Below are 15,961 nucleotides of genomic sequence, written 5' to 3'. Positions count from 1 at the left end.
TCAGATCGCCAGGAGCGTGCAGAGCCAGTGCATGCCGCTGGCCGTGCTGGTCAATGCGACGACGTCGCCGTCGGTGAGCTGGTCGGTGGTGAGGCAGTGCTCCAGCGAGATCAGCTGGTCGGCGCAGCCGACGTGCCCGTGCGCCTGCGCGATCTCGGTGTTCGTCCACTCCGGACCCATGCCGAGGTCCTTGGCCAGCAACGTCATCGCCGGGACGCTGTCGTGCAGGTGCAGGAGCTTGCGCAGGTCGCCCGGCTCGATCCCGGCGCGCCGGCACGCCCTGCGCACGACCTCGTGGTTGTTGGTGCGGATGGTCGAGACGAACTCGAACATCTTGCGGATGTCGCCCGCGAAGAACTCCTCCAGCCGCTTCTGCGGGCTCTTCACCCCGACGACCTCCTGCCCGGTGAACGGGCGGGCCGCGGCTCCGGCGTCCATCATCATGAAGTCGGCGTACCGGCCGTCGCTGATGATCTCGGTGGTCAGCCACCGGTTGCGCGGGTGGTCGCGCCGCACCACGGCCGCCGCGGCGCCGTCGGAGAAGATGCTGGTGTTGATCTCCATGCGGTTCCAGTAAGGCTCGCACACCCGGTTGGCGCCGATGACGAGCGCGGTGCGGTAGTCCGGGTGGGTGGCGAACTTGCCCGCGACGACGTCGAACGCGGCCACTCCCCCGCCGCACGCCTGGGTCAGCAGCACGTTCTCCGAGCCGCGGGCGCCGATCTTGGCCTGGGTGGCGCCCGCCGCGTCCCAGTAGAGGTGCTCGGACAGGTCGGACATGGCCAGCACGAGCAGGTCGACCTCGTGCGGCTGCACGCCCGCGTCGCCGAGCGCCTTGGCACCGGCCTCGGCGGCGAGGTCGGTCAGGCCGACGCCGTCGGGGGCCCGGTGGAACGTGCGGTAGCCCCAGCCCAGCACGCGGTCGACGTCGGCGGTGTAGTCGGGGGCCGCGGTGGCGACGTCGACGGGGTCGCCGAGCACGTGCCCGAGCGACACCACTCCGAAGTGGACGGTCATGCGATCTCCTCGACTCTCGCTCCGGCGTCCGCGAGGAACCCGGCGGTGATCTGGTTGTGCGGGGTGCGGCGGTGCCGGAAGGCGATGTCGCCGTGCTCGTCGCGCACCCACTGGAGGACGGAGTCCTCCACGCCCTTGCCGAGCACGACGCAGGACAGCGAGAAGACGTCCACGACGCCCTCCGCGCTGATCCCGACGGCGCCGCTGATGCCGTAGTCGCCGAACTTGTCGCGCACGCTGACCGCGAACACCTCGCGGTCCCCGGTCAGGTCGAGCTCTCCGGTGCCGAGCGTGAAGTCCTTGGCCCTGGCCACGACCTCGGCCACCTTGGCGGCCGAGTCGGGCGTCACCGGCGCGACGGCGACCTCGACGTCCAGCCCGCCGATGAAGTCGACGAGCGACAGCGCGGGCCGGGTGGTGGTGCGCCCGGCGCGCCGTGGTGCGGCCTGCGGGGGCGGCAGGCGGTCCAGCAGCCCTGACCGCACCAGTTCGTCCCGCCACGCCTCCGGCTTGGTGCCCAGCCGCAGCAGCACGGCGGCCCCCGCCGGCACCCCGGCGCGTTCCGCCACCGCAGCGACGTCCTCCTGCCCGTCCCGGAACTCCAGCCGGGCACCGGACTCACGCAGCCACCTCACCGGTTCGTCCGACCCGTCCCGATCCACCACGACAACGCGGGGCGTCACGCCGTAGACCGCCCGCAGCACACCGGCCACCCGCGCGCCCAGCTCGGCGAACACGGCCTCGGTGTACGGGATCTTGGCGAACTTGAACATGACGGCGTGGTGGGCCTTGTCCGTGCCGACCGCGCGGACAGCCTGTTCGGCGTCGACCACCCAGGCGTCCGGCCGTCCGGCCAGCTCCGCCCGGATCGGCTCCCGCACCTCGTGCGCCGTGGCGGCCACCCCGGCGGCGCGGCCGTCGTCGAGGTGCCCGAACGGCCGGTCCTCCGGCACGGCGGGCAGCACGACGACCAGGAACGAGCCCCAGCGCCGGGCCGCTGCGCAGGCCGCGTCGACCGCGGTGTCCAACTCCTCGCCCAGCTCCTCGAACCGGGGCGCCACCACCAGCACGTCCGGCCGCGCGGCCGCCATCACCGACGTGTCGTCCAGGCACTGCTGCACGATCTGGTTGAACGGCCCCGCGGTGAAGGAGACCGGCAACCCGGCTTCGTGCAACGCCACGCCCACGTACGGGATCAGCGGGTCGATCGTGTAGCTCGCCAGCAGCCCCACTCGCACCACGGGCTCGGCGCTTTCCCTGGCGATCTCCTGCCAGCGGATGCGTGCGTCCATCAGACGTCGACCCCCTTGGCCCGCAACACGCCGCGAACGTCGCGGACGGTCCGCGCTCCGGCGATCTCCTCGTAGTCGAAGGACAGGCCGTAGGTCTCCTCCAGCATCACGATCAGCTGGATGTGCCGCATGCTCGTCCAGCTCGGCAGCGTGTCCTGCCCCGCCTCGTCGGTGACGTGCGCCGGATCGACGTCCAGCGCGCCCGCCACCACCTCCGTGAAGGTCATGACCGTCCTCTCAGGCTGAGCGGGCGCATGTCCGTCCACACGCGACCAATGTGCGCGAGGCACTCCTCCTTGGTGCCGCCGAACCCGGTGTCGCGCCAGCCGGGCGCGTTGTTCTTGCGGGCGGGCCAGAGCGCGTACTGCTCCTCGTCGTTCACCACGACTCGGTGCGTCATGAAGATCTCCCCCTTCACTGTCAGTCGGCCAGCGCGGGCTGGCGGTCAAGCGGTCCGGGCTCCGGCTCATGGTCGGGCACGAGGGTCTCGACCTCGCGGACGTTGCGGCTCAGCAGACCCGCGACGCCGACACCCGCGCCGAGCACACCGACGGCCACGAACAGCAGGCCGATGCCCGATCCCGGTCCCGTGCCGACGAGCCAGCCGAACGCGTCCGCGAGCGCCGTGTCGCCACGCATGGCGGGTTCCAGCACCTTGTCCACCAGCGGGCCGGCGGCGGCGAAGCCGATCGGGACCGAGAGGTTCTCGAAGAAGTTGCGGGCGGCGAAGACGCGGCCCTGCACGGCCGGGTCGACCTTCTCCTGCCAAATCGTCTGCGCCAGGCCGTCGATGAACGGGATGGTCAGCTCCACGAAGAACATCGCCGCGGCCCACGCGATCAGGCCGTCACCGACGCCGTAGAGGATGCGGCCGACGATGCTGAACACCAGGATCGCGCCGAGGACCACCAGCATCTTGCGCCGCGGCGGCCGCATGAAGGCCAGCATCGTGCCACCCAGGACACCGCCGACCGCGCCGATGCTCTGCACCAGGCCGAGCGTTCCCTCGTCGCCCATCGTGCGGGCGAGCACCAGCGGCACGATCAACGCCCACGCGAACGCGGCCAGGAGACTGATGGAGAACAGCACGACCTGCACGGCGAGCAGCGGTGGCCGCTCGACGATGTAGCGGAAGCCGAAGACGCAGTCCTGCCAGAAGCTGCTCTTCTCCCGGTCTCCACCGGGCACTCGCGGGATGTGCACGACGAGCACGGTGACGATGGCGGCCACGTAGGTGAGGCCGTCGAGCAGCAGGATCGCCTCGATGCCGGTCAGGCTGAGCAACGTGGCGGCCAGTGCCGGAGCGAAGATCACCGGGAGGCTCTTGACGGACCACATCATCGCGTTGGCCCGCAGGAACTTCCCGCGCTCCATCATCAGCGCGATGGTCGCGCCGATCGCCGGCCCCTGGATCGCGAGCAGCGCGCCGGTCAGCACGTTGACCAGGTAGAGGTGCCAGAGCTGGGTCGAGTCCGCGAGGAACAGCGCCAGCAGGATGAACGTGACGGCGATCGAGCCGATCTCGCTGATGATGATCGAGACCTTGCGGCTGAGCCGGTCGACCAGGCTGCCGGCCAGCGGGCTGAACAGCACGGTCGAGCCGAAGCCGCAGAACATCATCAGCGCCATCGCCGTGGCCGAACCGGTGTGCTGCCACACCCAGATGCTGAGCGCGAAGTTCGTCATACGGGTGCCGAGGGCGGACAGCAGCTGTCCCGCCCACATGATCGTGAAAGCGCCGAATCCCGAAGGCTTGGCCATCATGCCGTCCTGTTCTTGTCCACGAGCCGGCGGAGCAGCTCTTCGATCCGGCCGAGCATCCGGTGCGCGGTCTCGGGCAGGTACATCTCGGTGCCGTAGTTCATCTCGACGCGGATCCGGCCGCCGACGAGCGACCCGACGACGTCGATCCGGCCGGGCCAGACGGTGCCGGGGTCCTGGAGCACGCCCAGCTCCTCCTGGCAGAGGCCGAACAGCTCGTCGGCGCTGGAGAGGTCGGTGAACCCGAACGCGCCCGCGTAGTTGACGGTCAGCTGCGGGTTCGGCGTCTCCAGCCGCTGCCGCACGGCCGGGTCCGGGTGGTTGTAGCGGAGCAGGCCGTAGCCGAGACCGTTGACCGGCACCTGCCCCAGCTGCCGCGCGAGCGACACGACCGCGTCGGTGTCGGCGCCCTCGGGCAGGGTGAGCCGGACCGGGTACATGACCTGGAACCAGCCGACGGTCCTGGACAGGTCGAGCCCGTCCGCCAGCGCCTCCCGGCCGTGGCCGGTGGTGGCGATCGTCCACTCGCGACTGCCATGCCGTTCGGCCGCCATCCGGACGGACGCCCAGACCAACAGGTCGCTCACCCCGACCTGGTGCGCCTTGGCCAGCTCGCGCAGCCGTGACGTCGTCTCGGCGTCGATCGTGGTGTGGATGTCCTTCATGACGCCGAACGTGTTGACGCCGGGGAGGTCCGGGGTGATCTCCTCGGCTCCGGGGGCCTGGCGTTCCCAGTACTCCAGCTCCGCCAGCGGTCGCGGGCTGCGGGCGTACTCGTCGACCACGAGCGCCCAGTCCTTGAACGACGTGGTCTTCGCGCCCAGGTCGACCGGCTGCCCGGCGAGCACCTGGCGCAGCGCGTTCTGGAAGTCCTCCAGAACCAGGCTGCGCGAGACGCCGTCGGTGACCAGGTGGTGGCAGATGACCATCACGCGGTCGGGGCCGTGCCCGCCGAGTCCGAAGTGGACGACCTTGGCCAGCGGGCCGCGTTCGAGGTCGAGCGTGGGGTGCACCTCGCCGAGGTGGTTCTCGATGGCCTGCTCGCGGTCGGCGGCACCGGAGACGTCGAACGAGACGAACGGCATCGCACCCTCGACCGGGCCGTGCGTGGCGTACCAGTCGATGCCCTCCCGGCGGAACCGGAGCCGCAGCCCGTCGTGGTGGGCGACGAGCGCGTTCGTGGCCTGCTCCAGCTGCTCGGGGGTGGCCGGGACGCGCAGTTCGAGGTAGTAGGGGTGGTTGAAGTGCGAGGGCGAGGCCATCGACGTGGCCAGTGCCTCGAAGAACCAGCGCTGGGCGCCGGTGGCCGGGAAGTCGCCCTCGACCGGCCCCTGGTCGGCGACCTGCTGCGGCGCGGTCGCCGCGCACAGTTCGGCGATCGTGCGCTTGGCGGTGAGCTGGGCCGGGGTGAACTTGATGCCCGCCTGGTTCGCGAGCCACACCACCTGGATCGCGGTCATGGAGTCGCCACCCAGCTCGAAGAAGTCGTCGTGCGGGCCGACCTCGTCCAGCTTCAGCACCTCGCACCACACGGCCGCAAGCGCTTGCTGTTCCTCGGTCATCGGCACCCGCAGCAGCTCCGCGACCGTGCGCTTGGCCGTGAGCTGCGCGGGCGTGAACTTGATCCCCGCCTGGTTCGCGAGCCACACCACCTGGATCGCGGTCATCGAGTCGCCACCCAGCTCGAAGAAGTCGTCGTGGACGCCAACCTCCGAGACCTTCAGCACGTCCTGCCACACGGCCGCGAGCGCGCGTTCTTCCTCGGTGCGCGGAGCTTCCGTCCGGTGCTGTGGCTCTTCGGGCAGTTCGCCGAGCGCCAGCCGGGCCAGTGCGGTGCCCAGCACGACGTCCTGCTCACCGGTGGCCGTCAGCAGGTCGACGACGGACACCGAGGGGAACCGGCTGGCCAGGCGGTCGGCGGCGTGGCCGAACACGCCGGGCCACGGCACGTCCGAACGCTCCGACGTCGCCAGTACCGTCAGCGCCGCACCCGTGCGGTCCGTCCACCGTTCGATCGCGGTGCACAGCCGGGCGAACGCGAGCTCGAACCCGGCGACGCCGCCCTCGAACAGGTCCTCCCAGCGCAGCACCAGCGCGGTCGTCTCCCCGTCCAGGCCGGCTGCCGGGTCCAGCAACGGGCGCAGGACCTGGCCGGGCGGTGTGGTGCGCAGGGTGAGCGGGTGGCCGAGCTTCGCCGACCAGTCCGACACCACGTCCAGCACGGCGTCGGCGGGGCGGGACGAGATGACACTCAGCGACTGTCCGTCCACAACGGACTGCGCGACGACGATCTGGGCGTCCGGTTCCCCCACCAGCTCGCCAAGCTGCGCGACGAAGCCGTCCAGCAGCTCGGTGGCGCCGCCCGGGGTCAGCAGGTCGGCGCTGTACTCCAGCGTCGTAGCCAGCTCGCCGTGCTCGGTGGTCAGGGTGAGGAACAGGTCGAAGTCGAGGCTGGTGACCGGCACCTCCAGCGGTTCCACCGCGAGGCCGGGCCACGACAGGGCCTCCTCCGGCAGGTCCGCGTAGTTGAACGCGCACTGGTAGACCGGGTGCCGCCCCTTCTGCCGTGGCAGCACGTGCGCGACGCTGGAGAACGGCACGTCGGCGTGCCGGTAGCCGTCCACCATCGCGCGGTGCACCCGTTGCAGCGCCTGCCGGAACGTGATCCGCCCGCCCAGGTCGACACGGATCGGCAACAGGTCGGTGAAGCAGCCGACCAGGTGCTCGACCTCCGGGCGCGGCCTGCCTTGCTGCGGCACGCTCAGCACCACGTCCGGTTGGGCGCTGCGCCGGTACAACACCACCGCGTACGCGGCGAGCAGTGTGGCGAACGGCGTGCTGCCCTCGGCACGGGCCAGGTCCTTCACCGCGTCCGCGACCCGGTCCGGCACCGCGGACGAGATGCGTCTGGTCTCGTTGCGCTCGGGGCGTTCCGCCGGCAGTTCGAGCTGTGAGGGCGCACCGGCGAGGTACGTACGCCAGTGGTCGAGGTGGGGCGCGAGTGCGTCGTCCGTGAGCAGGTCTTGTTGCCACGCCGCGTAGTCCGCGTACTGCACCTCCAACTCGGGCAGCTCGCCCCCGCTGTAACAGGCGGACAGCTCCGCGAGCAGCACGCCCCAGGACGTGTTGTCGCAGACGATGTGGTGCATGCCGAGCAGCAAGTGGTGCTCGTCCACACCTGTACGAACGAGCCGGACACGCAGCAGCGGGCCGTTCTCCAGGTCGTAGACGTGGTTGGTGTGCTCTCGCAGGAACTCCTCCGGCGTGCCCTCGGCTTCGGGCAGCCAGCAGCCGAGCGACGGGTGCACGACCATGACCGGCCGTCCGTCCTGCTCGGTGAACGTCGTGCGCAGAATCTCGTGCCTGCGCACCACTTCCGCCACCGCAGACCGAAGCGCCGGGACGTCCAGTGCGCCGCGCAACGCCACCGCGAACGTCGTGTTCATCCGGGTCGTGGCGGGATCGAGCTGCGTCGCGGCCCACATGCGCTGCTGGATCGCCGAGAGTTCGAGGGCCTGGGAGCGCGACACCGGCGACAGCGGACGCCCGGTCTCCCGGGGCTCCTCGACGAGCTCGGCCAGCGCTTCGACGGTCGGGTGGGTGAACAGGGCGTGCAACGACACGTCGACGCCGAACTCCGCGAACACCTTGGACAACAGCTGCGTCGCCAGCAGCGAGTGGCCGCCGAGCGCGAAGAAGTCGTGCGTGACACCGACCTCCTCGACCTTCAGCACCTCGCGCCACACGGCGGCGAGCCGCTCTTCGGTCGGGGTGCGCGGCGCGACGGGCGGGGTGTCCACCGCGACGGCCCTGACGGAAGGCGCGGCACGGGAGGCCAGCGACGCCGGGTCACCCAGCGCGGTGTCCAGCAGGTGCAGGCGCCCGGTGGACGGGTGCAGGGCGCGGGTCAGCAGGATCGCCAGCGCGGCGAACATCTCGGGCGTGTACGGGACGTGCCCGAGCTTGTCGGCCTGCGGGTCGAACGCGGTGCCGACCGGCAGCGTCTGTGCCCAGTCCGCGAACCACACGGCGTGCACGCCCTCGGTCTGGTCCGCGAGCACCGCGAGCCGGTCGTCCAGGTGCCCGAACGGCTTCTCGGACGGGCACACGACCAGGTACAGCGGCGCCGAGGACTGCTGCCGGTACGCCTCGACCGCGGTCTCCAGCTCCCGCCAGGACGCCTCGACGGCGTCACCGTGCCGCAGCCAGTCTTCCCAGCGCAGCAGCACGACGTCGGCGAGCCGACCGTCGTCGCCGCGCAGCAGGTGCTGGACGGTCTGCCCGTACGGTGCCAGCTCGACGTCGACCGGCAGGCGCAGCACGCCGTGGAGCACGTCCAGCGGCTCGCGCAGCGGGTCGGCGGTGAAGGTGGCCGCGACGGAGATCCGGTCCCTGCGCCGCAACGGCCGGTCCGCCACCAGGTCGGTGAGAACGGCGAGGAACCGCTCACCCAGCTCGGCGACCGTCTCCTCCAGGTACAGGTCGGCGTTGTAGCCGAGCACCCCGCGCAGCTCACCGTCCACTCGGGACAGCACCACGAACAGGTCGAAGTCCGTCAGGCCGTTGTCGACCTCGAACGGGCTGAACTCGACGCCGCGCGCCACCCGTGCCGCGGGGGCCTCGGTGAGGCTGAGCATGGCCTGGAACAGCGGGTTCCGGCTCGGGTCGCGCGGCGGGTCGACCGCCTCCACGACCCGTGCGTAGGGCGCGTCCTGGTGGCTGTACGCCTCGCTGATCGCGCGGTGGGTGCCGCGGACGACGTCGTTCACGTCGCCGTCCAGGTCGACCCGCAGCACCAGCATGTTCGCCAGCGAGCCGACCATGCGCTCCAGCTCGGGACGGCCCCTGCCGCTCACCGGCATGCCGAGCAGCACGCGTTCCTGGCCGATCAGGGCGGCGAACCCGCTGAGCACCACGGCGTTCAGCGACACGCCGAGGGCACGGGCCTTCGCCGCGAGCCGCTCGGTCAGGCCGGCCGGGACGACGAAGTGACGACGTCCGCCGGTGTGCGTCTGCACGGCGGGGCGGGGCAGGTCGGACGGCACGGTCGAACGGGCCGGGCTGCCGGCGAGCTTGTCCCGCCAGTAGGCCAGGTGCCCGTCCATCACCTCGGGGGTGAGCCTGCGCCGTTCCGCCGCCGCGTGCCGGCCGAACGTCGTCGTCAGCTCGGGCAGCGCCTCGCCGCCGTAGAACGCGGCGAGGTCGGCGCTGAACACGTCGGCCGACGCCGCGTCGAACACGATGTGGTGCGCGGTCACGAGGAGCAGGTGCTCTTCCTCGCCGAGGACGACGAGCCGGAACGCCACCAGCGGGCCGTTGCTCAGGTCGAACACGTGCCGCGCGTGCTCCAGTGCGACCTCGTCCGCCCTGTCCGGGTTCCCCGACAGGTCGGTGACGCCGATCGCGATCGGCACCGTGTCGTGGACCCGTTGCCGCAGCTCGCCGTCGCGTTCGAAGAACGTGGTGCGCAAGGCGGAATGGCGGTCCACGACCCGGCCGACGGCCAGTTCGAGGGCGGTGCGGTCGAGCGGCCCGGTCAGCCGCAGGCCGAACGGGATCGCGTAGGCGGGGTTGCCGGGGTCGAGGCGGTCGAGGAACCAGAGCTGTTCCTGGGTGAACGACACGGGCTGCGAGCGGTCGGCGTTGCGCAGCCGCAACGCGAGCAGCTGCCGCTGTTCCTCGGTGAGTGAGCTGGTCAGGTTGTCCGTCATGACTGGGAGATCTCCTGGGCGTCCCGCTCGCGGTCCAGTTCGGCCCGCAGCTGTTCCGGTGACATGTCGCGGATCTCGGCGAGCAGCCGGGCGAACTCGTCGTCCTCGTCCGGCCGCTGGGCACGCGTGCGGTCGAGCAGCGCGACGAGCTTCGCCGGGGTCGGCGCTTCGAAGATCGCTCCGGCGGGCAGCGCGACCCCGAGGTCGGCGGTGATCCGCGCGAGGATCTGGGTGGCCAGCAACGAATGCCCGCCCAGCTCGAAGTAGTCGTCGTGCGGGCCGATGCGCGCGACGCCGAGCAGCTCCTGCCAGATTCCCGTGACCACGGCCAGGTCGCCCTCGGCCACGGCTTCGGCCTTGACGGCGACGGGCTGGGCCTCGACCTGTGCCACGGCCTTGGTGCCGGGCAGGTCGATCCAGTGCCGGGCCTTCTCGAACGGGTACCGGGGCAACGGGACGCGGCGGCGCCGTTCGTCCGAGGTGACGGCGGCGAGGTCGACCGGCGCACCGGCGATCCACAGCCTGCCCAGCGCGGCGAGCACGGTGTCGAGGTCGTGCTTGTCCTCCCGCGGGTGGCGCAACGACCCGAGCGCCGCGTGTCCCCCGCTCGCGAGGTCGTGCTGACGCGCCAAGGTGGTCAGCACGTTTCCGGGACCGGCCTCCAGCAGGGTGACCGGTCCACCGGCCAGTGCCGTGCGAAGACCTTCGCTGAACCGCACGGCTTCCCGCGCGTGCCGGACCCAGTAGCCGGGGTCGGTCGCCTCCGGCGCCGTGATCCACGTGCCGGACACGTTGGAGACGAACGGGAGCACCGGCTCCCGCAGCTCGACCGCCCGCACTCGTGCGGCGAACTCGGCCAGCATCGGGTCGATCATCGACGAGTGGAAGGCGTGCGAGGTGCGCAGGCGGCGGCTCGTGACGCTGAGCGTCGCGGCGAACCGGTCGATCGCCTCGAACGTGCCGGCGACCGTGCTCAGCTTCGGTGCGTTGGCTGCGGCCAGGCACACGTCGCCGGGCAGCTCCAGCTCGTCGGCGCCCAGCGGCACCGACAGCATCGCCCCGGCGGGCAGCGCGTCCATCAGCTCACCGCGTGCCGTCACCAGGGTCAGGGCGTCCCGCAGCGAGAACACCCCGGCCAGGCAGGCGGCCACGTACTCGCCGACGCTGTGCCCGAGCATGGCGGACGGGCGGACACCCCAGTGCTCCCACAGCTTCGCGAGCGCGTACTCGACGGCGAACAGCGCGGGCTGGGTGAACCTGGTGCGCGCCAGCCGCTCCTCGTCACCGAGGACCTCGTGCAGGTCGAACGGCAGCAGCGCGTCGCACTCGTCCAGCACCGCGCGGAACACCGGTTCCTCCTCGGCGAGCTGTGCGGCCATGCCGGCGTACTGGGAACCCTGGCCGGGGAACAGGAACACGACGTCACCGCGTTCCCCAGCCCCGGTCCACGCCCCGGCCAGTGCCTCACCGGCCGAGGAACGGTCGCCCGCCACGACGGCCAGCCGGTGCCGCAACGCGCGGCGGCCGACCCGGAGCGTGTGCGCGACGTCCGCGAGCTCCGGGCCGTCCCCGGCGAGGTGCTCGGCGAGCAGGCGTCGGCTTTCCTCCAGCGCCTGCTCGGTCGCGGCCGACAGCACCAGCAGCTGCCGGGAGCGCGCCGGTCCCATCGGCTCGGGTGAGGGTGGCTCCTCCAGCACCGCGTGGGCGTTCGTACCGCCCATGCCGAACCCGCTCACCCCGGCCCTGCGCGGCGACGGCCACGGCAGCGCCTCGCGGTTGACGAAGAACGGGCTGTGCTCCAGCCCCGTCTCCGGGTTGGGCGTGGTGAAGTACGGGCTCGGCGGCACCACGCCGTCGCGGACGGCGAACGCGGCCTTCACGAACCCGGCGACACCGGCCGCCGCGTCCAGGTGCCCGATCAGCGCCTTGACCGACCCCAGCGCGCACGACGCGGGTGCGGGATCGAACGCCCGGGTCAGCGCGGCCACCTCGATCGGGTCGCCGAGCGGGGTGGCGGTGCCGTGCGCCTCGACGTACCCGATGGTCGACGGGTCCACTTCGGACAGTTCGTGCGCCGCCCTGATCACCCGTGCCTGACCGGTGACGCTGGGCGCGGTGAAGCCGACCTTGCCCGCGCCGTCGTTGTTGACGGCCGTGCCCTTGATGACGGCGTGGATCGTGTCACCGTCGGCCAGTGCGTCCTCCAAGCGGCGCAGCACCACGGCGGCGACACCGTTGCCCGCCACCACTCCGTGCGCGTCGGCGTCGAACGGCAGGCAGCGGCCGTCCGCGGCGAGGATTCCGCCCTCGGTGTGCTCGTAGCCCTCGTGGACCGGCGGCCTGATCGACACACCACCGGCGAGCGCGGTGTCGCAGTCGCGGCCGAGCAGCGCCTGGCACGCCACGTGGATCGTCACCAGCGACGACGAACAGGCCGTCTGCACGGTGATCGCGGGTCCGGTGAGGTCGAGGTGGTAGGAGACGCGGCTGGCGAGCGTGTCCTTGTCGTTGGCCAGCATGAGGTCGAGCGGCTGCAACCCGCCCGGCACGGCCGGGTTGCCCAGCAGGTGCCGCAGCAGGTAGGTGTTGATGCTCGCCGATGCGTAGACGCCGACGCCTTCCCCGTCGCCGAGGCGCCCGGCGTGTTCCAGCGCGTGCCAGGCGCACTCCAGGAACACCCGGTGCTGCGGGTCGAGCACCGCCGCGTCACGCGGGCTGTAGCCGAACAGCTTGGCGTCGAAGTGCTCGATGCCGTCCAGCGCCCCGCCCATCGGCACGAAACCCGGTTCGGCACGGCGATGCTCCGGTACGCCGGCGGCGTCCAGCTCCTCGTCGGTGAACCGGCGGACGCCCACCTCGCCTGCGAGCACGTTCGCCCAGAAAGCGTCCACATCGGACGCTCCGGGGAACCGGCCCGCCAGTCCGACGACGGCGATCTCGAACCCGGTGTACCCGGTCATGCCTTCCTCCCCCTGGCGAGCAGGGCTCCCCTGCCGCCGGACGCGCGGGACGCGGTCGTGCCGGTCCCGTCGAAGTGGGCAGCCAGCGCGCGGACGGTCGGGTAGGTGAACAACATGACCGTCGGCACCTCCCGCTCGAACACCTCCGCGAGCCGGCTGCGGGCCTTGACCAGGAGCACGGAGTTGCCGCCCAGGTCGAAGAAGTTGTCGTCGGCGCCGACCCGGTCCGTCCGCAGGACCTCGCGCCAGACGTCCGAGATCGCGCGCTCGGTCCGGTTGCCGATCGGCACCACGACCCGTTCGGTGCGCACCGACTCCGGCGCGGGCAGCGCGCGGCGGTCGAGCTTGCCGTTGGGGTTGCGCGGGATCGTCGGCACCTCGACAAACGCCGACGGCACCATGTACTCCGGCAACCCGCGCCGCACGTGTGCGCGCAGCTCGGCCGGGTCGATCCGGTGCCCCTGCCCGGCCACCGCGTAGGCGACCAGCCGCACGTCGCCGGGCACGTCCTCGCGGGCGATGACGACGGCCGCCCGCACCGACGGGTGCTGGGCCACCGCGGTCTGGATCTCGCCGAGCTCGATCCGGTACCCGCGCAGCTTGATCTGGTCGTCCAGGCGGCGCAGGAACTCGATCCGCCCGTCCGGCAGGAACCGCGCGAGGTCACCGGTGCGGTACAGACGCCCCGCACCGAACGGGTTCGGCACGAACCGTTCCGCGGTCAGCTCCGGCCGGTCGAGGTAGCCGCGGGCGACCTGCACTCCGCCGAGGTGCAGCTCACCGGGGATGCCGGCGGGCAGCGGCTCGCGGTGCTCGTCGAGGACGTACGCGGTGTTGCCCCTGATCGGCCGGCCGATCGGCAGCGGGCTCTCGGTCCCGTCGCACTCCGTCGACGTGATCCAGATGCTCGCCTCGGTCGGGCCGTAGATGTTGATGAACCGGCGACCGGGTGCCCACGCCGCCGCGACCTCGTCCGGGCACGCCTCGCCGCCCGCCATCAGCGTGCGCAGGCCGGGCACCAGCGCGGGGTCGGTCAGCCGCAGCACGGTCGGCGGCAGGCACGCCACGTCGACGCGCTGGGAGTTGATCGTGCGGGCGAGGTCGGGGCCGGGTTGCAGGTCGTGCTGCGCCGCCAGGACGACGGTCGCGCCCGCGCTCAGCGTGACCATGATGTCGGCCACCGACACGTCGAAGCTGAACGACGCGAACTGCAGCATCCGGTTGCCCGGCCCGATGCCGAGCATCCGCGCGAGCTCGTCCGCGAGGTTCGCCACGCCCCGGTGCGGCAGCATGGCGCCTTTCGGCTTGCCGGTGGAGCCGGACGTGTAGATGACGTACGCCAGGTCGTCCGGCTCGATCGTCCGGTGTGGACGGTCGGCGGGCAGGCCGGACAGGTCGGTCTCGTCCAGCGGCAACGCGTCGGCGCCGGGGAACCGTGCCGCGAACCGGTCCAGCGTCACGACCAGCCGCAGCCCCGAGTCGGACACCATGTACGCGAGCCGGTCTGCCGGGTACTCAGGGTCCAGCGGCACGTACGCGGCGCCCGACTTGAGCACGGCCTGTTGTGCCACCACGAGGTCGAGCGAGCGCGGCAGGCTGATGCCGACGAGGTCACCGCGCCCGATGCCACGCGAGCGGAGCAGGTGCGCGAGCCGGTTCGCCCGCTCGTCCAGCTCCCGGTAGGTCAGCTCCTGGTCCTCGAACACGAGTGCCACGGCGTCGGGTGTGCGGTCGGCGGACGCCTCGGTCAGCTCGTGCACCAGCACGCCGTCCAGCCGTGCCTCGGCGTGCGGGTTCCACTCGTCCAGCAGCCGCACCCGCTCGGCCGAGGTGAGCAGCGGCAGCCGGCCCACCGAGCACGACGGGTCAGCGAGCCCTGCGGTCAGCAGCACCTCCAGGTGGCCGAGCAGGCGGCTGGCGGTCTCCCGGTCGTACAGGTCGCTGTCGTACTCCAGCAGCCCGGTGATGCCGCCCTCGGTGGAGGTGACGCCCAGTTCCAGGTCCCACTTGGCGGTGCCCGAGTGCGCGGGGACGCGCCGCACGTCCACGCCGGGGAGCGAGAGCAGCGAGTGCTGGCCGTCCTCCATGCCGACGACGGTCTGCACGACCGGCTGGTGCGCGGTGCTGCGCGGCGGTGCGAGCGCCTCGACGACCCGTTCGAACGGCAGGTCCTGGTGCTGCTGGGCGGCCAGGGTCGTGTCGCGGACTTGGTGCAGCAGCTCCCGGAAGCTCACCGCCGGGTCGATCTTCGTGCGGAGGGCGACGGTGTTGACGAAGAAGCCTGCCGCGTCCTCGATCTCGACCCTGCGGGCGCCGACGTTCGTGCCGACGACGACGTCGTCCGCGCCGGAGTAGCGGTGCAGCAGGACGTTCCACGCGGTCACGAGAACCATGAACGGCGTGACGCGCTCGGCCAGGCAGAACTCGTCGAGCCGCTCCTTGAGCGACGCGGGCCAGGCGAACTCGACGGCGCCGCCGCACATCCGCATCACGGCCGGACGCGGGCGGTCCGTCGGCAGTCCGAGCACGGGCGGGATCCCGGCGAGCTGCCGGGTCCAGTAGCCGAGCTGTTCGGCGCTCTCCTGCCCGTCGAGCCACTCCGCCTGCCAGCGGCTGAAGTCGAGGTACTGCGCGGGTGCCGGGCCGAGGTGCTGTCCGGAGTAGACGGTGCTCAGCTCCGAGAACAGCAGCTGCGTGCTCCACCCGTCGCACACGATGTGGTGCATCGAGATCAGCAGCAACGAGTCCGTGGGGTCGAAGACGACGAGTTCCGCGCGCAGCAACGGTCCATCGGCGAGATCGAACGGCTCCCGCGCCGCCTCGGCGGCCCGGGAAACCGCGTAAGCGTCCCGATCAGTGACGTCGGCGTGCGTCACCACCAGTGAGAACTGCGGCTCCGGCAGGATCACCTGACGCGGGTCGCCATCGAGGTCCAGGAACACCGTCCGCAGCACCTCGTGCCGCAGGCCGAGCTCCACCAGCGCGGCCGACAACGCCCCCGCGTCCACGGGGCCGCGCAGCCGGAAGGCGTACGGCACGTTGTAGACGGGGCTGCCGGGGTGCAGCTGGTCCAGCAGCCACAGCCGCCGCTGGCCCGGCGACACCGGGTGCACGTTGAAGTCCTCGCCGTGTTCGGCGATCCGCGCGAACACGGCCGCGCGCTTCTCCTGGTCCAGCGCTCGCAAGCGCCGCAACACGTCCTGCACGATTTTTCCCCTTC

General features: G+C 71.7%; 8 protein-coding genes. All 8 read right to left on the bottom strand.

The features are described 5' to 3' along the window. The 8 genes from BLT23_RS13025 to BLT23_RS12990 are packed head-to-tail and all read right to left on the bottom strand — an operon-like array spanning position 1 to position 15,947. Complete coding sequence (locus BLT23_RS13025) at positions 1-1,017, bottom strand: 3-oxoacyl-ACP synthase III family protein (protein ID WP_090048889.1); 1,017 nt, start codon at positions 1,015-1,017, stop codon at positions 1-3. Next, positions 1,014-2,309, bottom strand: a complete 1,296-nt coding sequence (locus BLT23_RS13020) for a hypothetical protein (protein WP_090048887.1) — start codon at positions 2,307-2,309, stop codon at positions 1,014-1,016. Before BLT23_RS13020 ends, BLT23_RS13025 begins: the two co-directional genes overlap by 4 nt. Then, a complete protein-coding gene (locus BLT23_RS13015; protein ID WP_090048885.1) occupies positions 2,309-2,536 on the bottom strand; it encodes an acyl carrier protein in 228 nt (75 codons plus the stop codon). The genes BLT23_RS13020 and BLT23_RS13015 overlap by 1 nt, the downstream gene beginning before the upstream one ends. After that, positions 2,533-2,709, bottom strand: a complete 177-nt coding sequence (locus BLT23_RS13010) for an MbtH family protein (RefSeq protein ID WP_090049423.1) — start codon at positions 2,707-2,709, stop codon at positions 2,533-2,535. Before BLT23_RS13010 ends, BLT23_RS13015 begins: the two co-directional genes overlap by 4 nt. Before the next feature lie 20 nt (positions 2,710-2,729). Next, positions 2,730-4,070: an MFS transporter gene (locus tag BLT23_RS13005; RefSeq protein WP_176946722.1), complete on the bottom strand. Its 1,341-nt coding sequence runs from the start codon at positions 4,068-4,070 to the stop codon at positions 2,730-2,732. Beyond that, the gene (locus BLT23_RS13000) at positions 4,070-9,781 is read right to left on the bottom strand and encodes a condensation domain-containing protein (protein ID WP_090048881.1); all 5,712 of its coding nucleotides are present in this window, start codon (positions 9,779-9,781) and stop codon (positions 4,070-4,072) included. The genes BLT23_RS13005 and BLT23_RS13000 overlap by 1 nt, the downstream gene beginning before the upstream one ends. Then, complete coding sequence (locus tag BLT23_RS12995) at positions 9,778-12,741, bottom strand: type I polyketide synthase (protein WP_090048879.1); 2,964 nt, start codon at positions 12,739-12,741, stop codon at positions 9,778-9,780. Before BLT23_RS12995 ends, BLT23_RS13000 begins: the two co-directional genes overlap by 4 nt. Continuing rightward, on the bottom strand, positions 12,738-15,947 hold the full coding sequence (locus tag BLT23_RS12990) for a non-ribosomal peptide synthetase (RefSeq protein ID WP_176946721.1): 3,210 nt from the start codon (positions 15,945-15,947) through the stop codon (positions 12,738-12,740). Before BLT23_RS12990 ends, BLT23_RS12995 begins: the two co-directional genes overlap by 4 nt. Between the last annotated feature and the right edge of the window lie 14 nt (positions 15,948-15,961).

The organism is Lentzea fradiae, from assembly GCF_900100955.1.
GTDB classification, from domain to species: domain Bacteria; phylum Actinomycetota; class Actinomycetes; order Mycobacteriales; family Pseudonocardiaceae; genus Lentzea; species Lentzea fradiae.
The sequence above is the reverse complement of the archived record's forward strand: the minus strand, read 5'-3'. Positions and strand labels throughout refer to the sequence as shown.

Coding starts and splice junctions, on each gene's coding strand:
- BLT23_RS13025 (WP_090048889.1), bottom strand. CDS start 1,017: ATGACCGTCCACTTCGGAGTGGTGTCGCTCGGGCACGTGCTCGGCGAC.
- BLT23_RS13020 (WP_090048887.1), bottom strand. CDS start 2,309: ATGGACGCACGCATCCGCTGGCAGGAGATCGCCAGGGAAAGCGCCGAG.
- BLT23_RS12995 (WP_090048879.1), bottom strand. CDS start 12,741: ATGACCGGGTACACCGGGTTCGAGATCGCCGTCGTCGGACTGGCGGGC.
- BLT23_RS13000 (WP_090048881.1), bottom strand. CDS start 9,781: ATGACGGACAACCTGACCAGCTCACTCACCGAGGAACAGCGGCAGCTG.
- BLT23_RS13005 (WP_176946722.1), bottom strand. CDS start 4,070: ATGGCCAAGCCTTCGGGATTCGGCGCTTTCACGATCATGTGGGCGGGA.
- BLT23_RS13015 (WP_090048885.1), bottom strand. CDS start 2,536: ATGACCTTCACGGAGGTGGTGGCGGGCGCGCTGGACGTCGATCCGGCG.
- BLT23_RS13010 (WP_090049423.1), bottom strand. CDS start 2,709: ATGACGCACCGAGTCGTGGTGAACGACGAGGAGCAGTACGCGCTCTGG.